Genomic DNA, 18,624 nt, shown 5'->3' with positions numbered 1-18,624 from the left:
ACTGGTCGTGAGGGGTGGCCCGTACGGCGGCGAACCCGGCGCCGCCCCCCGCGGAGACGGCCGCGGTTCGGTCCCGCGCTCACGCGGCGGGACGGGCCCCCGGGCGGGCGTCAGGCGTCGGTCGCGGGGACGGCCGCGCTGTCGGCCGGTGCCGGGGCCGAGGTGGTGGGGGACGGCGCGAGGTAGGGGAGCAGGTGTGCGCGCTTGGGGCTGCGGCCGTCACCGCTGGAGCGGCCGGTCAGGCGGCGGCCGATCCACGGCAGCAGGTGGGCGCGGGTGAAGCGCAGGTCGGAGACGCGGCGGGCGGTCCACCCGGCGCGCACCTCCGGGGGCAGCGGGCGGGTCCAGTCCGACTCCGGAGGCAGGCCCAGGGCCTGCCAGACCGCTTCCGCCACGCGCGCGTGGCCCTCGGCGGTGAGGTGCAGCCGGTCCTCGGCCCACATCCGCGCGTCGCCGAGGACGTGCGCGCCGTACAGGTCGACGACGACCGCGCCGTACCGCGCCGCCAGGTCGTCCACGAAGTCGAACAGCTCCACCATCCGCGGCAGGAACCGCGTCGCGACCGGGCCGCGCCTGATCGGACTGCGCATCAGCACGAGGCGGTCGCAGGCCGGGGCGAGGCGCTGCACGCAACTCTCCAGCGCCGCGCACACCGCGGCCACGTCGCAGCCCGGCCGCAGCACGTCGTTGAGCCCGCCGACCAGGGTGATCACGTCGGGGCGCATCGCGGCCGCCGCGTCCACCTGCTCGTCGGCGATCTGCCGGATCAGCTTCCCGCGCACCGCGAGGTTGGCGTACCGCAGGCCGGCGCCGCCGTCCCCCCGCGCCGCGGCCGCCGCCAGCCGCCCCGCGAGCAGGTCCGCCCAGCCCCGGTAGGAACCGTCGGGCAGCAGGTCCGACATCCCCTCGGTGAAGGAGTCTCCGACGGTGACGAGGCTGGTGTACGTGGCTGGGGTCCGCATGGCCCGCTGATCGTACCCGCGCGCCGCCTCGAGTCGCGGCGGGACCTCGCCGTACCCGCGGTGCGCGGCGCCGGTCAGGTCCGGCCGCGCACCACCAGCTTCTTCAGGACGTCCTCCATGGTGACGAGGCCGACCCCGCGCCCGTCCGCGTCGACGACGGCGGCGAGGTGGGCGCGCCCGGCCCGCATCGCGGTGAGGACGTCGTCGAGGGGGGTCGCCGCGCCGACCCGGGTGATGCGGCGCAGCGCGGAGCGCGGGAAGGGCGCGTCGCGCGGCTCGGCGTCCAGGGCGTCCTTGACGTGGAGGTAGCCGAGCACCCGCCCGTCGTCGTCGGCGACCGGGAAGCGGGAGAAGCCGGACCGGGCGCTCAGGGCCTCCAGCTCCTCCGCGGTGACGCCGAGCCGGGCGCGCACCACCCGGTCCGGCGGCACCACGATCTCGCCGACCGGCCGCCGCCCGAGTTCCAGCGCGTCCCGCAGCCGCTCGGCGGCCCGCTCGTCGAGCAGCCCGGCCGCGCCCGCGTCCACCACCATCCGCGACAACTCGTCGTCGGAGAACACCGCCGCGACCTCCGTGCGCACCTCCACCCGCACCAGCCGCAGCCCCAGGTTGGCCAGCGTGTTGATCGCGAAGATCAGCGGGCGCAGGGCCCGGGTCAGCGCCACCAGCGGCGGCCCGAGCAGCAGGGCCGAACGCACCGGGTCGGCGAGCGCGATGTTCTTCGGCACCATCTCCCCGAACAGCATGTGCAGGTAGGTCGCGACCGCCAGCGAGATCACGAAGGACACCGGGTGCACCGCACCGTGCGGGACGTGCAGCAGGTGGAACAGCGGCTCCAGCAGATGGGTGATGGCCGGCTCGGCGACGATGCCGAGCACCAGCGTGCAGGCGGTGATGCCGAGTTGGGCGGCGGCGAGCAGCGGGGAGACGTGCTCCAGGCCCCACAGCACCCGGTGCGCCCGCCGGTCGCCGGCCTCCGCGCGCGGCTCGACCTGGTCGCGGCGTACCGTGATCAGCGAGAACTCGGCGCCGACGAAGAAGCCGTTGACCACCAGGGTGAGCAGGCCGACCACGAGCTGGACGGCGGTCACCGGGCGGGCCTCCTGCCCCCGGTGGCCTCGCCGCCGCCCGGACCGGCGCCGAGCGGCGGGGAGACCAGCCGGGCCCGTGCCGCGCGCCGGCCGCTCGCGTCGCTCACCTCGATCCGCCAGCCCTCCACCTCGAGCACGTCGCCGCGCTCCGGGATCCGGCCGAGCCGGTGCGCGATCAGCCCGGCCAGCGTCTCGTACGGCCCGTCCGGCACGTGCAGGCCGATCCGCTCCAGGCGGTCCTCGGTACGCGCGGCGCCGTCGGCGTCGTAGACCCGCCGGCCCAGCGGGTCCTCACGCAGGAAGAGCAGGTCGGGCAGCTCCACCGGGTCGTGCTCGTCGCGCACCTCGCCGACCACCTCCTCGACGATGTCCTCCAGCGTCGCTACGCCGGCGGTGCCGCCGTACTCGTCGATCACCACGGCCATCGACCGGCGGCTGGAGAACCGGTCGAGCAGCCGGTCCACGGCCAGGGAGTCCGGGACGAGCAGCGGCTCGCGCAGCAGCTGGGTGACCGGCAGCCGGGGCCTGCGGTCGGCGGGGACCGCGAGTACGTCCTTGATGTGCACGGTGCCGATCACCGTGTCGAGGGACTCGCGGTAGACCGGGAAGCGGGACAGCCCGGTGGCGCGGGTGGCGTTCGCGACGTCCTCGGCGGTGGCGCTCGCCTCCAGCGCGGTGACCTGGACCCGGGGCGTCATCACGTTCTGCGCGGTCAGGTCCGCCAGGCCGATGGTGCGGACGAACAGTTCGGCGGTGTCCGGCTCCAGGGCGCCGGCCTTCGCCGAGTGCCGGGCGAGCGCGCGCAGCTCCTGGGGGCCGCGGGCGGAGGCCAGTTCCTCCGCCGGTTCCAGGCCCATGCGGCGCAGCACCCGGTTCGCGGCGTTGTTCAGGTGCCGGATCAGCGGCCCGAACGCCGTGGTGAAGGCGCGCTGCGGGGCCGCGACCGCCTTGGCGACGTCCAGCGGGCGGGAGATCGCCCAGTTCTTCGGTACCAGCTCGCCGATCACCATCAGCGCCACGGTGGACAGCGCCGTGCCCAGCACCAGTGCCAGCGAGGCGGCCGCGGACGACGGCAGCCCGGCGGCGCGCAGCGGACCGCGCAGCAGCTTGGCGACCGACGACTCGGCCAGCATGCCGATGATCAGCCCGGTCACGGTGATGCCGAGCTGCGCGCCCGACAGTTGCAGGGTCAGCGAACGGACCGCGGACAGCGCCGCCGCCGCGCCGCGCTGCCCGTCCCGGCTGGCGCGCTCCAGGTCGCCGCGCTCGACGGTGGTCAGCGAGAACTCCGCCGCGACGAACACGCCGCAGACGAAGGTGAGCAGCAGGGCCACCGCCACCAGGAGCGTTTCGGTCATCGGAACACCTCGGTCCCATGATCGGCCAGGGTCCGCGCGCCCGCACGGCACGGCGGTCCGCCGGTACGACCGCGATCCCGCCCGAAGGCGGGCGCGGCCGCCGCTCCAGGCCGCCGCCACAGATCGCCGGGCCGGCTCGGGCCCGCTCAGGCCAGCGGCTTCGTCCAGCGCCGCCAGTGCTCCTCGGGTCCGTAGCCGGCCGCCCGCCAGGCGTGCTGCGCGCGGGCGTTCGCCTGCAGGACCATCGCGTCGCCGCGCCGCCCGCCCAGCGCGAGGAAGCGCACCTCCGCCGCCTCCAGCAGCGCGCGGGCCACTCCCTGGCGGCGCGCGTCCGGGTGCACGGCGAGCCGGTACAGGTGGCAGCGCCACCCGTCGAACCCGGCGATCACCGACCCGACCAGCAGGCCGTCCCGCTCGGCGAGCAGCAGCGACTCCGGGTCCCGCGCCAGCAGCGCGGTCACCCCCGCCTCGTCGTCGCTGATGCTCGTGCCCTCGGCGGCCACCCGCCAGAAGGCCAGGACGTTTCCGGCGTCCGCCGCCGCGGCGGGCCGTATGCGAAGGTCGTTCACGCCATCCAGCCAAGCAGCCCCCCGCCGGGGCGGCGACGGAATTCCGCGATGCGAGACACCGGCGGGGCCGTGGGAGACCACCCGGCGCGGCACCCGGAGGCGCCGCGCGGCGCCGGCCCGCGCGTCCCCCGAGGGCGCTCTTGCCGCTACTAGCGCCCGAGCGCTAGCGTGGACGCATGGCGAAGACCCAGTTGAACGTGCGGGTGGAAGAAGCCACGGCGGAGACGGCGCGGGAGCGCGCCTCGCAGCGCGGCATCAGCGTGAACCGCTACATCGAGGAACTCGTCCAGCAGGACGAAGGGGAGAACGGCCGGGCGTTCGTCCAGGCCGCCGCCGACTTCATGAGGCGATACGAAGCGGTCTTCGACGAGGAGTTCGGCACTCCCGCCCAGCCGGCCGAAGGCACCCGTTGACCCTGCGCGTCGACCTCGCCTGGCTGCTGATGGTCGCCGAACACAACACGCCGGGAGATCCCCAGGTCACCGACTGGGGCGCGCTGGTGGCCGCGGTCAGCCGGCACCGCGCCGAGATATTCGGCCGCCCCGTCTACGGCGACGAGCACCTGCGGGCCGCCGCGCTGCTCCAACTGCTGGTGCACGTGCCGGCGCTGGAGCGGTCCAACGCGCTGTTCGCCACCGCCGTGGCCTACGCCTACCTCGTCGCGGAGGGGCTGAAGGTGACCACGTCGCCCGAGCAGGTCCGCGACTTGGCGCGCCTGGTCAAGGCCGGCGGGGTCGGCGTCGACCGGATCGCCCGGGAACTGCGCGCCTGGACCCGCTGAACCGGGCCGGCCGGACGTGACCCGGTCAGGCCAGGTCCGGCCACGCCCGGCCCCGCTCGTCGGTCGTGCCCGGCGCCGCGTGCCGCCGGGCGCTCACCCCTGCGCGGGCAGCTCGGGCCTCCCGTAGACCTGCCCGAAGCCCGCCGCGTCCCACACGCCGCCCAACTGCGGGGCGAGCCAGTCGCGGGCAGCGGTCCGGAACACGGTGGGCGACAGGGCCGCGGCCGACTCAGGCAGCGCGCCGAGCAGCGGCGAGCCCGCCGCCACCGGCAGGTCGGCGACGTTGCAGCGCTCGGCGAGCCCCGGGTCGGCCGCCCAGCTGCCGATGATCACACCGAGACAGGTGAGCTTGCGGGCCCGCATCGCCTCCGCGGTCAGCGCGGTCGCATTCAGCGTGCCCAGGCCCGCCGGTGCGACCAGCAGCATCCCGGCGTGCAGCAGGGCCGCCGCGTCCGCCAGCGTGGAGCCCTTCTCGTCGTAGCGGACGAGCAGGCCCCCGGCGCCCTCCACCAGCACCACGTCGTGCACGGCGGACAGCTTCGCCGCCGCCTCCGCGATCTCCTCCGGGCCCACCGCGGGGCGCCCCGAGCGCCGCGCGGCCGTCGCGGGTGCCAACGGCTCGGGGTAGCGCGCCAGTTCCACCGCGGTCACCTCGCCGGCCAGCCGCGCCACCTCCGCGGCGTCCCCGGGCTCGCTCGGCGACACCCCGGTCTGCGCGGGCTTGAGCACCGCCACGCTCAGCCCCTGCGACAGCGAGGCGGCGGCGACCGCGGCCGTCGCCACGGTCTTCCCCACCTCGGTCCCCGTCCCGGTCACCACGACGATCGCCATGCTCGCAACTCCCCTCGGAAAGACCCCCAGCATGCCCGCCCACCCCCCACCTCCCGCAAACGGGTCCCGGCCGCGGGCCGGATCCCGGTGCGGGCGGCGGCGTCTCAGCCGCGGTCCAGCCGGCGGACACCCGCGGTGACCGCCCACCAGAAGACGGCCAGCGCGAGCACGGCGACCGTGACGGAGTCCCAGGGGGCCCGCAGCCGGCCGGACCCGCCGAAGGTACCCAGCCAGGACAGCAGCGTGAGCGCGGCCAGGTAGACCACCAGCCAGGCGCCGTCGCCCAGTTCCCGGCGCAGGGTGGCGCGGGACTCCTGTCGCCGCAGGAAGAGAAAGAGGAGCAGCCCGCCGAGCACCAGCGGCAGCGCCAGGCGCAGATCGTGCCAGCCGGACCAGTAGACGAACTCCCCGGAGATGACGAAGGCCACCGGGGCGATCGCGCGCAGCCCGGGCACCCAGCCGGGGAGCCGGTCGCGGGGGCTGAACAGGAAGACGGCCGCGGCCACCGAGGAGGACGCGTAGATCAGCAGATACATGTCGCCCATGACGCTGACGATGTTCTGCCAGCCGCCGAAGGGCAGCAGGAACACCACGATCACCGCGAGGTTCAGTGCCAGCGCCCGGTTCGGGGTGCCGAAGCGCCGGTCCACCTGCATGACGGTGCGCGGCAGCAGGCCGTTCTTCGCGAGCGCGTACGTGTGCCGGGAGTCGATCGCCACCCCCACGTAGGCCGAGCCGCCCGGGGAGATCACCGCGTCGACGTAGAGCAGGCTGGACAGCCACTGGAGGTTGAGCAGCAGTGCCAGCTGGCCGAACGGCGAGTCGAAGTCGACGCCCTTCCATCCGTTGCCGAGCAGCCGCTCCGGTACCGCGTAGAGGAAGGCCAGCTGGAGGGCGAGGTACATCGCGACCGACAGCCCGATGCCGGCCAGCACCGAGGACGGCATGGTCCGGCGCGGGTCGCGCGCCTCGCCGGAGAAGTCCAGCGGGGCCTGGAAGCCGTTGACGGAGTAGACGATGCCGCCGGCGGACAGCGCGCTGAGGCAGGCCGCGTAGCCGTACGGGGCGAAGCCGCCGTGCGAGGTCAGCCGGTCGCCGGTGTGCAGTCCGGAGGCGAACAGCGCGATCACGGTGATCGTCGGCACCACGACCTTGAACACCGACACCGCGTTGTTGACCCGCGCGAAGAGCTGGACGCCGAACCAGTTGAGCGACGTCAGCACCACGCTCACGCCGAGCGCCAGTCCCAGTCCGGAGGCGCTGAGGGTGTGGCCGTTGTACAGGCGCGGCAGGTAGTGGGCGCTGTACTGCATGATCGCGGTGATCTCGGCGGCCGTGCCTCCGACGGACAGCAGTACGGACCAGCCCACCATGGTGCCGACCAGGCGCCCGCTGGCGTACAGCGGCCAGCGGACGGTTCCGCCGCCCTCCGGCCGGGACGCGCCGAGTTCCACCATCACCAGGGCCACCAGCGCGCTGAGCAGCCCGGCGCCCACCCAGGACAGCAGCGAGGCGGGGCCGGCGATCTGGGCGGCGAACATGGCGGCGAAGAGCCAGCCCGAGCCGAGGATGTTGGAGAAGCCGATCGCGGTCAGGCCCCAGAAGCCCAGGCGGTGCTTGAGCCGTCGCTCCTGGGCGGCGACCGGCTCGCCACCCTCGGCGGGCGGCGGCGCCGGGGGGCCGTCTGGCAGCCGGTCCTGGGACACCGCACGCTCCTCGACATCGCCGCGCTCCGACCCCGCCCCGCCCTGAGGGTGCCATGCCGGGCCCGGCGGGGGCGGTACCGCTGCGTACCGCGCGGCGCGTGCGCGGGGCCGGCCCGGTCGAGGCGGGGACCAAGACCGCGCGGGCGGACGGCCCTTGGGCCGGCTCCACGTCCTACGGCTGGGACGTGCTGCTGTCCTGGCCCGACGCCGGGTTCCGCGTGAGGCCGTCACCGCCGGGGGAGGGCGTGGCCGTGGACGTCGAGTGGGGGGTGGGGGACTGGCTCGCGCCGCCACCCGAGCCGGAGGTGCTGCCTGTCCCGGTCCCGTCGCCGCCGCCGGGATTCGACGGGGAGGAGGGGGTCTGCGTGGGCGTCGGCTGCCCGCTGTGCTCGGGCGCCGTGCTGGGGGCACCCGACTGCGGATGGTCCGGCCGGGACGGGGCGTCCCCGCCGCTCCGGGTCGCGCTGCCGGAGGGCGTGGGGGTGCCGGTCGGGTCGCCGCCCGAGGGCGTGGTCGTGTGGTGCGACGAGCCGCCGCCGGAGAAGACGTCGCCGACGGTGGTGCCGCCGGACCCGCTGATGCTCCTGCCGGAGGTCGCCTCGTATGCCGTGATCCCGCCCATGGCCAGGCCGAAGGCGATCACGACCGCGACCACCGGGCGCTTCCACCCGCGCCCGCGGGCACGGTGGAGCGTGCCCGCGCTGAACTCGCCGTCGGCGGGCGGCTGCCACAGCGGGCCGGTCCGCGTGGGGACCGGCCCGGTGGCCGCGAGCAGCCGCGTCGCGTCCGTGACGTCGCCGGGGAGGTGCTCGGGTTCGGCCGCAGGGAGCAGCCCGGTCGGCTCGCTCGGCGGGAGCAGCGCGGTCGGGTCGGTGATCGGGGAGGCGTGGTCGGGGAGCAGCGCGGTGCGGTCGGGGTCGGCGGGGTCGAAGCTCGCGGTGGGGTCGGTCGCGAGACGTGCCCGGGTGTCGTCCGGACCGTGTCCGCCGGACCGCTGGATGGCGGTCTTCGTGAGGAGGGCGGAGGGGGCGTCGCCGGAGTGGAGGGTCGGCAGGTGCAGCGTCGGCAGCGTGACCCTGGGCCGGGCCTGGACGGCGACCTCGTGCACGTGCCGGCCGGTGCGCCGGAAGACGTAGTGGAAGATCGAGCCGCCGCAGGTGCCCAGGGCGCTGACCACGCCGGCGCCCATGATGGTCCCGTAGACGCCCAGGTTGGAGGCGAGCTTGGCGGCCACGACCGCGGCGACGGCGCTCCCGGCCACCTGCGGGACGCTCAGGTCGAGCGGCTTGTCCTTCGGCGTGCCCGAGGGGGTCGCCTCCGGCTGCTCCTTCGGTTGCTCGTCATCGACCTGCCTGTCGTCCATGCCAGCCCTTGCCTGCCTCTCCCGTGCCCGGCTCCTGCCGTGCCGGCCCTTCCCGCCCGGTCCATGACGGGAAACGCCCGTTCGGGGGTACAGGTTCCGTTTGCGGCGTTTTTGTGAAGAGCGCCACGGTGGGGCGGGGAGAGGCGGGCCGCGACGAGCGAGCGTCGTGCCTCCGGGGGAGGGGATGCGGCAGGGCCCCGGTTGCCCGGGGCCCGGGTCACCCGGCGGCGGCCGCCGCGCGGATGGCCTCGCAGACCCGGGCGACGTCCTCGTCGCCGGTGACGTACGGCGGCATCGTGTAGATCAGGTCCCGGAAGGGCCGCAGCCAGACACCCGCGCGGACCGCGGCACGGGTGGCCGCGTCGATGTCGACGGGATGGTCGAGCTGGACCACCCCGATCGCGCCGAGGACGCGGACGTCGCGCACCCCGGGCAGCGCGGCGGCCGGGGCCAGCCCGTCCCGCAGCCCGGCCTCGATCCGCTTGACCTCGGTCGCCCAGTCCTGGGCGAGCAGCACGTCGAGGGACGCGTTGGCGACGGCGGCGGCGAACGGGTTGCCCATGAACGTCGGGCCGTGCGCGAGGACCGGCACCTCGCCGCGGGAGATCCCCTCGGCGACCCGCGAGGTGCACAGGGCCGCGGCGAGTGAGACGTATCCGCCGGTGAGCGCCTTGCCGACGCACATGACGTCAGGCGCGATCCCCGCGTGCCCGGCGGCGAACAGCCGCCCGGTGCGGCCGAACCCGGTGGCGATCTCGTCCAGGACGAGCAGCACGTCGTGCTCGTCGCACGCCTCCCGCAGCACCCGCAGGTACGCGGGGGAGTGGAAGGCCATCCCGCCGGCGCCCTGGACGACGGGCTCGACGACGACCGCGGCCAGCTCGTGCGCGTGACGTGCGATCAGCCCGCGCAGGTGGGCCGTGTACGCGGCCGACGGCTCGGCGTCGAACCCCGGCGGCGGCGCGTCCGCGAAGACCTGCTCCTGTAGCACGCCGGACCAGAGATGGTGCATACCGCCATCCGGGTCGCACACCGACATCGGCTGCCAGGTGTCGCCGTGGTACCCGCCGCGCCACGTCAGCAGCCGCCGCTTGCCCGGTCGCCCCAGGGAACGCCAGTACTGCAGGCACATCTTGAGCGCGACCTCGACCGACACCGAGCCGGAGTCGGCGAGGAAGACGTGCTGCAGCGGCTCGGGGGTGATCTCGACCAGCCGCGCGGCCAGCCGCACCGCCGGCTCGTGGGTCAGCCCGCCGAACATGACGTGGCTCATCCGGTCCAGCTGGGCGTGCGCCGCCTCGTCCAGGACCGGGTGCCGGTAGCCGTGGATGGCCGACCACCACGACGACATGCCGTCGACGAGTTCGGTCCGGCCCTCCGCGGGTGCGGCCAGCCGCAGCCGGACGCCGGAGGCCGACGCGACCACCAGCGGCTCCTGGCGGCCGGGCATCGGGCCGTACGGGTGCCAGACGTGCTGCCGGTCCAGGTCCAGCAGCACGTCCGCGGGCAGCGGTTCAGGCATTGGGCGGCAGGTCCGTCCCCGCGCCGCGCCGCCGTACGGCGACCAGGTCCGTACGGGCGCCCGCGCTCGCGGCCGGTCCCGGCGCCGACGTCGCGGCGGCGACGGTCCGCGCTGCCGCCGGCTCGCCGTGCTCGCAGGACCCGCATCCCGTGTCGTGCGACCCGCAGCCGGAGCCCCCGGCGGCCGGGGCCCCGTCGCCGTCCGCCCGGCGGTGGGCCGGCAGCGTCGTCGTCTCCGCGCCCTCCACCTCGAAGCCCGCGTCCGTGATCATGTCGAGGTCGGCCTGGCCGGCCTGCCCCTCGCTCGTCAGGTAGTCGCCGAGGAAGATCGAGTTGACCAGGTGCAGCGCCAGCGGCTGCATGGTGCGCAGGTGCACTTCCCGCCCGCCCGCCAGCCGCACCTCGACGTCCGGGCAGACGAACCGCACCATCGCCAGGATGCGCAGGCACCGCTGCGGGGTGAGGTTCCACTCCTTGGCCAGCGGGGTGCCCTCGAACGGGATCAGGAAGTTCACCGGCACCGAGTCCGGGTCCAGGGCGCGCAGCGAGAACACCACGTCCACCAGGTCCGCGTCGCTCTCGCCCATCCCCGCGATCAGCCCCGAGCACGCCGACAGCCCGGCCGCCTGCGCCTGCCGCACCGTGTCCACGCGGTCGTCGTAGGTGTGCGTCGTGGTGATGCCGGCGTACGTGCCCTCGGAGGTGTTGAGGTTGTGGTTGTACGCGTCCGCGCCGGCGGCCCGCAGCCGCTCCGCCTGGTCGCCGGAGAGCAGGCCCAGGCAGGCGCACACCTCCACGCCCTCGTTGCCCTCCTTGATCGCCTCGATGGTCTTCGAGACCCGGTCCACGTCGCGGTCGGTCGGGCCGCGCCCGCTGGCCACCAGGCACACCCGCTTCGCACCGCCGGAGACCCCGGCCGTGGCCGCCGCGACGGCCTCGTCCGGCTTCAGCCAGGTGTACTTGAGGATGTCGGCCTGCGAGCCGAGCCGCTGCGAGCAGTACGAGCAGTCCTCCGGGCACAGCCCGGACTTGAGGTTCACCAGGTAGTTGAGCTTGACCCGGCGGCCGAACCACTGCCGGCGCACGCGGCCCGCCGCGGCCACCACGTCGAGCAGTTCGTCGTCGGAGGTCGCGAGAACCGCCAGCGCCTCGTCCCGTGTCGGCGGTTCGCGCCGCAGACCCTTGTCCACCAGTGCCGTCAGCAGATCCATGCCCGTCATCCTCGCTCACGGCGGCGGGCCCGGCCAAGAGCGCACCGCACAACACCGGTGGCCCGAAGTGTGTGGATCACCACACTCCGTACCGGTCCGCGGACCCAGTACGTTGCTACCCGTGGACACCGCAGCTCAGCAGCAGGAACCTGCCGAAAGCCCCTTCGGGTGGCTCGCCGACGCCGACCGGGTCCGACGTGCCGCGGGCCTGCGCCGCGAACTGCGGCCCCGCGCGGCCGACTCGCCGCTGCTCGACCTGGCCGGCAACGACTACCTCGGCCTGACCCGTCACCCGGAAGTGGTACGGGCCGGCGCGGACGCCTGCCTGCGCTGGGGCGCCGGCGCCACCGGCTCCCGCCTGGTCACCGGCACCACCGCGCTGCACGCCGAACTCGAGGCCGAGCTCGCCGCCTTCACCGGCTTCGAGGCCGCCCTCGTCTTCGCCTCCGGTTATGCCGCCAACCTCGCCGCGATCACCGCGCTGACCGGGCCCGGCACCCTGCTGGTCTCGGACGCCGCCAACCACGCCTCCCTCATCGACGGCTGCCGCCTGTCCAAGGCCACCACGGAGGTGGTGCGGCACGCCGACCCCGACGCGGTGCGCAAGGCGCTGCAGGGCCTCCACGACGGGACGGCGCGCGACGCCGACGGACACCAGGGCCACGGCGACCCTGACGCGCGGGCGCTGGTGGTCAGCGACGCGGTGTTCTCCGTGGACGGCGACGCGGCGCCGCTGGCCGGGCTGGTCGCGGCCTGCCGCGCGCACGGTGCGGCGCTGCTGCTGGACGACGCGCACGGCCTCGGCGTGATGGGCGAGGGCGGCCGGGGCAGCGCCAACGCCGCCGGACTGGCCGGGGCGCCCGACGTGGTGTGCACCGTCACCCTGTCGAAGTCGTTCGGCGCCCAGGGCGGCGCGGTGCTCGGCCCGGCCGTCGTGATCGAGCACCTGGTCAACGCGGCCCGGTCCTTCATCTTCGACACCGGCCTGGCGCCGGCCGCCGCCGGAGCCGCCCTGGCCGCGCTGCGGCTGCTGCGCCGCGAACCGGACCGGGCGGGCCGCGCCCGGCAGGTGGCCCGGGACTTCCACCGGCTGCTGGCCGAGCGCGGTCTGGACGTCACCGCGCCCGACGCCTGCGTGGTGTCGGTGCGCGCACCCACGCCCGGCAGCGCTCTCGCATGGGCCGCGCGCTGCCGGGACGAGGGGCTGGCGGTCGGCTGCTTCCGCCCGCCGTCCGTGCCGGACGGGGTCTCCCGGCTGCGGTTGACCGCGCGCTGCGACCTGACCGGCCGTCAGGTCCGCCGCGCGGTCGATGTCATCGCCGCGACGGCCCCACCGCGCTGAGCGGCCGCCCGACCGCGCCGAGCGGACCGTCCTCGGCCAACTCCCGGAGGAAATCGGCCCATGCCCGCGGTGCGAAGAGCAGCGCGGGCCCGCTCACGTCCTTGGAGTCGCGAACCGCGGTCAGCCCGGAGGGGAGCCGGGCGGCTTCCACGCAGTTGTTCGCGGCGGTGCTGTGACTGCTGCGCCGCCAACTCGCGCCGCTAAGCGTCTCGCTGGAGGAAATAAAACGGGGCAGCGTTGTCATGAAACCTCCTTACGGATGCTGTTGATCATTTCGGCCGACTCCTCCCGGTGAAGAGCGCGGCCACTCAATCGGGCGAACGCTGCTCCGTACGCCCCGATGTCTTCTTTCCGATCGACGTAGAGACTACTCGTCAAATGGTCGACAACCACCACGTCGAGATCCGCACTGCGCGGAAATGAGAAGATGACGAAAGAATTAGTCACTCCTTGGTGTCCGCCGGCTGCGAAGGGCAGCACCTGCAGCCGTACCTGCGGCAGCTCCATCGCCTCGCGCAGCCGCAGCAACTGCTCGGCCATCACCTCCCGGCCGCCCACCCACCGCCGCAGCACCGACTCGTCGAGCACCGCCCACAACTCCAGCGGGCGGTCCTGCCGCAGCACGGCCTGCCTGGCTATCCGGACGTCGACGAGCGCGTCCACCTCGCGCTCGCTCAGGTGCGGCATCACGTCCCGGGTCAGCGCGCGGGCGTACGCCGGGGTCTGGAGCAGTCCCGGCACCACGCTGTTCTCCATCGAGCGGGCCCGGCTCGCGCCGGTCTCCAGGGTGATGAAGTCGCGGTACTCCGTGGGCAGTACGTCGCGGAAGTCGTGCCACCAGCCGCGCTGGTAGCCGCGGCCGGCCAGCGTCGCCAGCAGGTCGCGCAGGTCGCGGTCGCGCACCGCGTACACGTCCAGCAGCACCGCCACGTCCTCGGCGAGTACGCTGCTGCGGCCGGTCTCGATCCGGCTGACCTTCGACTGGTGCCAGCCGGCCAGCCGGGCCGCCTCCCCGCTGGTCAGTCCGGCCAGATCGCGCAGCCGACGCAGCTCCTCGCCGAGCCTGCGCCGGCGCACGGCCGGGACTCGTTCCATGATGTCTCGTGCCTCCTGGGCTGAAGTGGGTGCGGCGGTCGTCCACCACGAACACTGCGATACGCCAGTGTGCCGACCAAATGCGTTCTCACGTAGCAGAGTTCACCGTTTTGAGCGACAGATATATGCATTGCACTGCCCTCGGTCGCTTATGGCGGCACGATGGATGACACTCTGGCGCGAATCAGCCGCATCCGGACCCGATCGTACGGAACCACGTACGCCACGGTGGCCGGCCCGGCGGGAAAGGGAACAGCGTCGTCATGGCCGACCTTCAGGAAGCAACCCTCACCCTGCCGAGTGATCCCGCGTCGGTGTCCGCGGCCCGGGCCTACGTGTGCGCGCGGCTCGCCGAGTGGGGGCTGCCGCCCGCCGCGCCGGCGCTGGACTCGGTCCGTCTGGTCGTCTCCGAACTCGCCACCAACGCCGTGCTGCACACGTCCGGTCTGTCGCCGAACTTCACCGTGGACCTTCGCCTGGAGCGCGCGGAGCACTTGCACATCGGCGTCACCGACTCGCATCCCCGCTGGCCGCAGCGCCTGCCCGGCGCGGTCCAGCAGGACAACGGGCGGGGGATGGTGATCGTCCGCCACCTCATCGCCGAGTCCGGCGGCAAGTTGCGCATCATCCCGACCTGCGACGGCGGCAAGACCGTCTGGATCATGATCCCTTGGGCGGTCCCGGTGGTCTGAGCGACCGCCAAGTACCAGCGCACCGCATCTCGGTGAGCCCGACGGGTCCTGGCGGGCGCTCACTCGTCCGGCGCGTGCGGGGCCCGCACCAGAAGGGCCTCGGCTCCGACCGGGGTGAATCCCGCGGCGAGGAACGCCCGCAGGCTCGCCGCGTTGCCCGGCGCCACCTGCGCCCACAACGGCCCGCCGCCGGGCACCAGATGGCGCGCCGCGACAGCGAGGGTCCGCCCCAGTCCCCGCCCGCGGGCGCCCGGCTCGACCTCCACCGCCGTCTCCCAGCGCCCCGCGACGCCGCGGCCCAGCAGGAGCGTCCCACCCGGGAGCGACCAGGCCCGCACCTCGTCGCGGTGCCTCAGCGCCCGTACGATCCGCGGGTGCGAACGGTCGGCGGTCTCCCGCAGGGCGGGACCGGGCGGCGGCCCGGGCAGCGGCCCGGCCGTCATGAGGACGTCGATGTTGTTGACGTGACGGCCGGTGCGGGCCGAAAGAGCGCTGAGGAAGGGCGGGTTGAGCGGCGCGGAGAGGTCCTCCGGCGGCAGCAGCGACCGCAGCGCGCCCACGCCCCCGCTGGATCCGGCGTCCTCGTCCGCGTCGAGGTCCGCGAAGACCACGGTGTGCGCGGTGAACGCGATCACCCCGCAGTCGCGTGCGGACGTTTGCGGCACGAAGGTGACGCTCCCGTCGGGCGGGGGGAAGGCGCCGCGCGCGGCATCCGCGAGCAGCCGGGCGAGTACGGCGGAACGGTTCATCCCCGCATCCTTCCGCCCGGCCGGCATGCGGTGCCCGCGGGGGCCGCCGGAGCGGCCAACTCCGGTTGCCCGAAGCGGCGTACGGTCCCCCGTACAGGAGGACGCGCCGACGATCGGGTGACGGTCCGCGGCGGCGGGGCCGGCGACCGGCACGCTGCCTTCCATGATCATGAACCGAGTCAGGTCGCTCGCCGCGGCCGGCGCGCTGATCCTGACCGCCATCCTCGCCACTCAGACCTCCGCCGGTCCGGCGACCGCCGCCGCGGACACGGTCAGGGTGCCCGAAGCGGCCGCGGCGGCGGCCTTCTGCCCCACCGTCGGCGACCCCCTCTACGCCGCGGCCGACCGCAGCGTCGACGTCCACCGCATCGTTCCGGACCCGCCGACCTACCGCGGCACCTGCGATGAGCTGTACCGCGCAGACGGCCGCGCGCCCTCCGTCGTCTTCCACGACGGCTTCCACCCGAAGGCCCCGCTGGACGGGCAGTACGACCTCGCCGCCTACGTCGAGGTCAACCAGCCCTCGCCGTTCGTCAGCACCAGCTACGACCACGACCTCTACAAGCAGTGGAAGTCCGCCTACAACTACTACGTCGACGCTCCCGGCGGGATCGACGTCAACGCCACGATCGGCGACACCCACAAGTGGGCCGCGCAGCACGAGGTCGCCTTCGCCGGCGGCATCGCGCGGCGCTTCATCGTCGGCGCCTGCCCGGTCGACAAGGCGACCAGGAGCGAGGTCCTGTCCGCCTGCGTCCGCAACCCGTTCTACGTCCCGTGGCGCGGCACCCCCGCGCCCGAGCCCGAGAGGCCCGAACTCCTCCCGGTGAACTGACCCGCCGCGCCCCCGCCCTCCGCGCCGCCGCACGCGCGGGGCGAGGGCGCGCCCGCGTCAGCCGTCGCGCTCCGCCACCGACTCGACCAGCCGCTCCAGGTCGTCGAGGTCGGCGGCGTACTCCGCGTCCCAGTCGACCGGGGGCAGGAGCCAGTCCGCGACCGCGGCGTGCGCGGGGAACGCATCGCCGGCCCTCCCGCGCACGCCGCGCGGATCGCCCGGGCCGAACCGCCCACCGGACTCGGAGGCGATCCACCCGAGGACGTAGGTGCTCACCAGGCGCTCCAGGCGCGGCACCTGCCCGGGCGGCACGCCGGCGTCGAGCAGGGCGCCGTAGAGCAGGTCCACGGTCCCGACCGCGTCAGGGGTGACGGCGGGACGGGAGAACAGCAGGGTGACCGCCCACGGATGACCCATCGCCAGACTCCGCGCGGTGTCGGCGAACGCCCGCAGGCGGACCCGCCAGTCCTGGCTCCCCGACAACTGGGGCGCGGCTTCGCCGACGTTCGCCAGCAGCCGCCCGAGCATCGCGTCGAGCAGGCCCGCCTTGTCCTTGACGTGCGGGTAGAGCGCCATGGGCGTGACGCCGACCGCCTGTGCCACCGCCCGCATGGACACCCCGCCCAGGCCCCGCTCGTCGGCGATCGCCAGGGCCGCCTCCACGATCTCTTCCCGTTTCCCGCTCATGCCTCTACACTGTAGATCTATACGGTGTAGATCAACTTCAGGGGGCGGTGGTCCGGGATGGACGCGGAGGGTTCGGGCGGCATGCTCGCGGCACGGGGACTCAGGAAGCGCTACGGCGGGCGGACCGCGCTCGACGGCTTCACCCTCGATGTGGGCCCCGGCGAGATCACCGGCCTCATCGGGCACAACGGAGCGGGGAAGACCACCTTCGTGGAGGTCGTCACCGGCCTGGTCCGCCCGGACGCGGGCCGGGTCGAGGTCTGCGGGACCGACGCGCTCGCCCATCCGCGGGCCGCCCGCGCGCTGCTGGGAGTGGCGCCCCAGGAGCTCGCGCTCTACCCGACGGTGACGGTCCGGGAGCACCTGCGGCTGTTCGCGGGCCTGGCCGGCCTGCGGCGGGGCGCCGCCGGCCGCTCGGTGGCCGCGGTCGCCGAGGAGCTGATGCTCGGCGACGTCCTCGACCGGCGGTGCGCGGTGCTCTCCGGCGGGCAGCGCCGCCGGACCCAGGCCGCCGCCGCGATGGTCGGTGCCTCCCGGGTCCTGCTGCTCGACGAGCCGACGGCGGGCGCCGACCCGGAGACCCGCGCCGCCCTGCTCGCCGCGGTCCGGGCTCGTGCGGCGGCAGGCGCGGCGGTCGTCTACACCACCCACTACCTGCCCGAACTCGTCGACCTGGACGCCACCTTGGCCGTGGCACGGGACGGCCGCGTGGTCGCCCGCGGCGCGCGTGCCGAGCTCACCCGTGACCTTCCCGGCGAGATCCGGGTCACCCTCGACCCGGCCGGCCCGCGCCCCGTCCTGCCCGAGGAACTGCGGGCCCGCACCCGCCCCTGCGGACCGGACGGCCTGCGCATCGCCACCCGCAATCCGCCCGCGGATCTCGCCACCCTGCTCGGCACGGGCTGCGCCCCCACCGCCGTCGACGTGCGCCGCCCCGATCTCGACGACCTGTATGCGGCACTGGCCGCCACCACGCCGGCCCGCAGGGAGGCCAGCCATGCGGCATGACCCGGTCGTGGGCGCGGCCGCGGCAGTCGGGAAGCGCCCGCCGAGGAGGGCCGGGCACGAGCCGCGGGAGTTCCTGCTGCGCGCCGGGGTGCTGGTCCGGCACAACACCGCGGTGCTGCTGCACGAACCCGGCCCGCTGATCGGCCGGTTGGTGATGCCGTTGATGATGCTGCTCGCGATGCGCCCGCTGTATCGCGCCGCGCAGGGACCGGCCGGCACCGCGCAGGCGGTGGTGGGGTCGCTGGTGATGTTCTCGCTGCTCGCGCTGTCGGTGGTGGGCAGTTCGATCCTCTCCGAGCGGGCCTGGCGGACCTGGGACCGGCTGCGGGCCACCCCGGTGCGGCCGCTGGAACTCCTGGTCGGCAAGGCCGTCCCGGTGCTGGGCGTGCTCGCCGCCCAGCAGGCCGTCGTGCTCGGCTTCGGTGTCGTCGCGTTCGGCATGCCGGTTGCCGCCCCCGGCCTGCTCGGGCTCGCCTGCGTCGCGTGGGGGCTGGCGCTGCTGGGCATGGGCAGCGCGGTCGGCCTGCTCGCCCGCAGTTACGGCCAGCTGTCCGCCGTGCTGGACATCGGCGCGTTCCTGCTCACCACGCTCGGCGGCGCCCTGGTGCCGATTTCCACGCTGCCGGGCTGGGTGCGCGCGATCGCGCCCGCCTCGCCCGGCTACTGGGGCGCCGACTGCCTGCGGCACGCCGCCGCGGGCGACACCGGCCGTACCCTCACCGGTGTCGCGGTGCTGCTCGCGGTCGCCGTGGTCAGCGGGTCCATCGCCGCGTGGCGGGTGTCCCGCGGATGGGGCCGCGCGACGGCGATGTGACACCGCGTC

The 18,624-nt window shown here is 74.8% G+C and carries 20 protein-coding genes; 7 read left to right on the top strand and 13 right to left on the bottom strand.

Going from position 1 to position 18,624, the window contains the following annotated elements; genetic code table 11:
* Nucleotides 1-110: 110 nt before the first annotated feature.
* The 4 genes from C4U44_RS20885 to C4U44_RS20870 all read right to left on the bottom strand — a co-directional run bounded on the left by C4U44_RS20885 (nt 111) and on the right by C4U44_RS20870 (nt 3,980).
* Nucleotides 111-962: an SGNH/GDSL hydrolase family protein gene (locus C4U44_RS20885; RefSeq protein ID WP_103887375.1), complete on the bottom strand. Its 852-nt coding sequence runs from the start codon at nt 960-962 to the stop codon at nt 111-113.
* A gap of 74 nt (nt 963-1,036) precedes the next feature.
* Complete coding sequence (locus C4U44_RS20880; RefSeq protein WP_103887374.1) at nt 1,037-2,053, bottom strand: hemolysin family protein; 1,017 nt, start codon at nt 2,051-2,053, stop codon at nt 1,037-1,039.
* Nucleotides 2,050-3,411, bottom strand: a complete 1,362-nt coding sequence (locus C4U44_RS20875; RefSeq protein WP_103887373.1) for a hemolysin family protein — start codon at nt 3,409-3,411, stop codon at nt 2,050-2,052. The genes C4U44_RS20880 and C4U44_RS20875 overlap by 4 nt, the downstream gene beginning before the upstream one ends.
* 146 nt (nt 3,412-3,557) lie before the next feature.
* On the bottom strand, nt 3,558-3,980 hold the full coding sequence (locus C4U44_RS20870; RefSeq protein WP_103887372.1) for a GNAT family N-acetyltransferase: 423 nt from the start codon (nt 3,978-3,980) through the stop codon (nt 3,558-3,560).
* Nucleotides 3,981-4,156: 176 nt separating this feature from the next.
* Here C4U44_RS20870 and C4U44_RS20865 point away from each other — a divergent pair, with 176 nt between their 5' ends.
* Both C4U44_RS20865 and C4U44_RS20860 read left to right on the top strand, forming a co-directional pair.
* The gene (locus C4U44_RS20865) at nt 4,157-4,393 is read left to right on the top strand and encodes an antitoxin (protein WP_103887371.1); all 237 of its coding nucleotides are present in this window, start codon (nt 4,157-4,159) and stop codon (nt 4,391-4,393) included.
* Nucleotides 4,390-4,761, top strand: coding sequence for a fic family toxin-antitoxin system, toxin component (locus tag C4U44_RS20860; protein WP_200823335.1), 372 nt, complete (start codon nt 4,390-4,392; stop codon nt 4,759-4,761). Before C4U44_RS20865 ends, C4U44_RS20860 begins: the two co-directional genes overlap by 4 nt.
* A gap of 93 nt (nt 4,762-4,854) precedes the next feature.
* On the opposite strand, the gene bioD is transcribed toward C4U44_RS20860, so the two are convergent.
* The 5 genes from bioD to bioB all read right to left on the bottom strand — a co-directional run bounded on the left by bioD (nt 4,855) and on the right by bioB (nt 11,393).
* Nucleotides 4,855-5,592, bottom strand: coding sequence for a dethiobiotin synthase (bioD, locus tag C4U44_RS20855; RefSeq protein WP_103887370.1), 738 nt, complete (start codon nt 5,590-5,592; stop codon nt 4,855-4,857).
* Nucleotides 5,593-5,696: 104 nt separating this feature from the next.
* Nucleotides 5,697-7,202 carry an APC family permease gene (locus C4U44_RS20850; RefSeq protein WP_235032234.1) on the bottom strand — a complete coding sequence of 502 codons (1,506 nt, stop codon included), beginning with the start codon at nt 7,200-7,202 and terminating at the stop codon, nt 5,697-5,699.
* A 268-nt stretch (nt 7,203-7,470) separates the two neighbouring features.
* A complete protein-coding gene (locus C4U44_RS20845; protein ID WP_103887369.1) occupies nt 7,471-8,661 on the bottom strand; it encodes a hypothetical protein in 1,191 nt (396 codons plus the stop codon).
* Nucleotides 8,662-8,878: 217 nt separating this feature from the next.
* Nucleotides 8,879-10,183, bottom strand: a complete 1,305-nt coding sequence (locus C4U44_RS20840; RefSeq protein WP_103887368.1) for an adenosylmethionine--8-amino-7-oxononanoate transaminase — start codon at nt 10,181-10,183, stop codon at nt 8,879-8,881.
* Nucleotides 10,176-11,393, bottom strand: coding sequence for a biotin synthase BioB (bioB, locus tag C4U44_RS20835; protein WP_103887367.1), 1,218 nt, complete (start codon nt 11,391-11,393; stop codon nt 10,176-10,178). The genes C4U44_RS20840 and bioB overlap by 8 nt, the downstream gene beginning before the upstream one ends.
* 121 nt (nt 11,394-11,514) lie before the next feature.
* On the opposite strand from bioB, the gene C4U44_RS20830 reads away from it, so the two are divergent.
* Complete coding sequence (locus tag C4U44_RS20830) at nt 11,515-12,735, top strand: 8-amino-7-oxononanoate synthase (protein WP_235032228.1); 1,221 nt, start codon at nt 11,515-11,517, stop codon at nt 12,733-12,735.
* Here the strand turns inward: C4U44_RS20830 and C4U44_RS20825 are convergent.
* Nucleotides 12,707-12,979 carry a DUF397 domain-containing protein gene (locus C4U44_RS20825; RefSeq protein ID WP_103887365.1) on the bottom strand — a complete coding sequence of 91 codons (273 nt, stop codon included), beginning with the start codon at nt 12,977-12,979 and terminating at the stop codon, nt 12,707-12,709. The genes C4U44_RS20830 and C4U44_RS20825 overlap by 29 nt on opposite strands.
* The gene (locus C4U44_RS20820; protein ID WP_103887364.1) at nt 12,976-13,830 is read right to left on the bottom strand and encodes a helix-turn-helix domain-containing protein; all 855 of its coding nucleotides are present in this window, start codon (nt 13,828-13,830) and stop codon (nt 12,976-12,978) included. Before C4U44_RS20820 ends, C4U44_RS20825 begins: the two co-directional genes overlap by 4 nt.
* A 263-nt stretch (nt 13,831-14,093) precedes the next feature.
* Between C4U44_RS20820 and C4U44_RS20815 the strand changes: the two genes are divergently transcribed.
* A complete protein-coding gene (locus tag C4U44_RS20815) occupies nt 14,094-14,522 on the top strand; it encodes an ATP-binding protein (protein WP_103887363.1) in 429 nt (142 codons plus the stop codon).
* Between the two features lie 59 nt (nt 14,523-14,581).
* Here C4U44_RS20815 and C4U44_RS20810 read toward each other — a convergent pair whose 3' ends face one another.
* Entirely contained in the window at nt 14,582-15,271 is a 690-nt protein-coding gene (locus tag C4U44_RS20810) for a GNAT family N-acetyltransferase (protein WP_200823334.1), read from the bottom strand.
* Between the two features lie 163 nt (nt 15,272-15,434).
* Here C4U44_RS20810 and C4U44_RS20805 point away from each other — a divergent pair, with 163 nt between their 5' ends.
* On the top strand, nt 15,435-16,106 hold the full coding sequence (locus tag C4U44_RS20805) for an ADP-ribosyltransferase (RefSeq protein ID WP_160145074.1): 672 nt from the start codon (nt 15,435-15,437) through the stop codon (nt 16,104-16,106).
* Between the two features lie 57 nt (nt 16,107-16,163).
* Here C4U44_RS20805 and C4U44_RS20800 read toward each other — a convergent pair whose 3' ends face one another.
* Nucleotides 16,164-16,793: a TetR/AcrR family transcriptional regulator gene (locus C4U44_RS20800; RefSeq protein ID WP_103887360.1), complete on the bottom strand. Its 630-nt coding sequence runs from the start codon at nt 16,791-16,793 to the stop codon at nt 16,164-16,166.
* A 57-nt stretch (nt 16,794-16,850) separates the two neighbouring features.
* Here C4U44_RS20800 and C4U44_RS20795 point away from each other — a divergent pair, with 57 nt between their 5' ends.
* Both C4U44_RS20795 and C4U44_RS20790 read left to right on the top strand, forming a co-directional pair.
* Nucleotides 16,851-17,801 carry an ABC transporter ATP-binding protein gene (locus C4U44_RS20795; protein ID WP_322973647.1) on the top strand — a complete coding sequence of 317 codons (951 nt, stop codon included), beginning with the start codon at nt 16,851-16,853 and terminating at the stop codon, nt 17,799-17,801.
* A complete protein-coding gene (locus tag C4U44_RS20790) occupies nt 17,791-18,615 on the top strand; it encodes an ABC transporter permease (RefSeq protein WP_103887359.1) in 825 nt (274 codons plus the stop codon). The genes C4U44_RS20795 and C4U44_RS20790 overlap by 11 nt, the downstream gene beginning before the upstream one ends.
* Nucleotides 18,616-18,624: the final 9 nt, after the last annotated feature.

Source organism: Actinacidiphila yanglinensis, assembly GCF_900107965.1.
GTDB classification, from domain to species: Bacteria; Actinomycetota; Actinomycetes; order Streptomycetales; family Streptomycetaceae; genus Actinacidiphila; species Actinacidiphila yanglinensis.
Note: the sequence above shows the minus strand (reverse complement) of the source record. Positions and strands in the feature narration are given on the sequence as shown.

Bases quoted from the DNA above. Each gene is read 5' to 3' on its own strand.
- C4U44_RS20885 (WP_103887375.1), bottom strand. From the start codon at position 962: ATGCGGACCCCAGCCACGTACACCAGCCTCGTCACCGTCGGAGACTCC.
- C4U44_RS20875 (WP_103887373.1), bottom strand. From the start codon at position 3,411: ATGACCGAAACGCTCCTGGTGGCGGTGGCCCTGCTGCTCACCTTCGTC.
- C4U44_RS20865 (WP_103887371.1), top strand. From the start codon at position 4,157: ATGGCGAAGACCCAGTTGAACGTGCGGGTGGAAGAAGCCACGGCGGAG.
- bioD (WP_103887370.1), bottom strand. From the start codon at position 5,592: ATGGCGATCGTCGTGGTGACCGGGACGGGGACCGAGGTGGGGAAGACC.
- C4U44_RS20845 (WP_103887369.1), bottom strand. From the start codon at position 8,661: ATGGACGACAGGCAGGTCGATGACGAGCAACCGAAGGAGCAGCCGGAG.
- C4U44_RS20840 (WP_103887368.1), bottom strand. From the start codon at position 10,183: ATGCCTGAACCGCTGCCCGCGGACGTGCTGCTGGACCTGGACCGGCAG.
- bioB (WP_103887367.1), bottom strand. From the start codon at position 11,393: ATGGATCTGCTGACGGCACTGGTGGACAAGGGTCTGCGGCGCGAACCG.
- C4U44_RS20825 (WP_103887365.1), bottom strand. From the start codon at position 12,979: ATGACAACGCTGCCCCGTTTTATTTCCTCCAGCGAGACGCTTAGCGGC.
- C4U44_RS20820 (WP_103887364.1), bottom strand. From the start codon at position 13,830: ATGGAACGAGTCCCGGCCGTGCGCCGGCGCAGGCTCGGCGAGGAGCTG.
- C4U44_RS20815 (WP_103887363.1), top strand. From the start codon at position 14,094: ATGGCCGACCTTCAGGAAGCAACCCTCACCCTGCCGAGTGATCCCGCG.
- C4U44_RS20810 (WP_200823334.1), bottom strand. From the start codon at position 15,271: ATGAACCGTTCCGCCGTACTCGCCCGGCTGCTCGCGGATGCCGCGCGC.
- C4U44_RS20805 (WP_160145074.1), top strand. From the start codon at position 15,435: ATGATCATGAACCGAGTCAGGTCGCTCGCCGCGGCCGGCGCGCTGATC.
- C4U44_RS20800 (WP_103887360.1), bottom strand. From the start codon at position 16,793: ATGAGCGGGAAACGGGAAGAGATCGTGGAGGCGGCCCTGGCGATCGCC.
- C4U44_RS20795 (WP_322973647.1), top strand. From the start codon at position 16,851: ATGGACGCGGAGGGTTCGGGCGGCATGCTCGCGGCACGGGGACTCAGG.
- C4U44_RS20790 (WP_103887359.1), top strand. From the start codon at position 17,791: ATGCGGCATGACCCGGTCGTGGGCGCGGCCGCGGCAGTCGGGAAGCGC.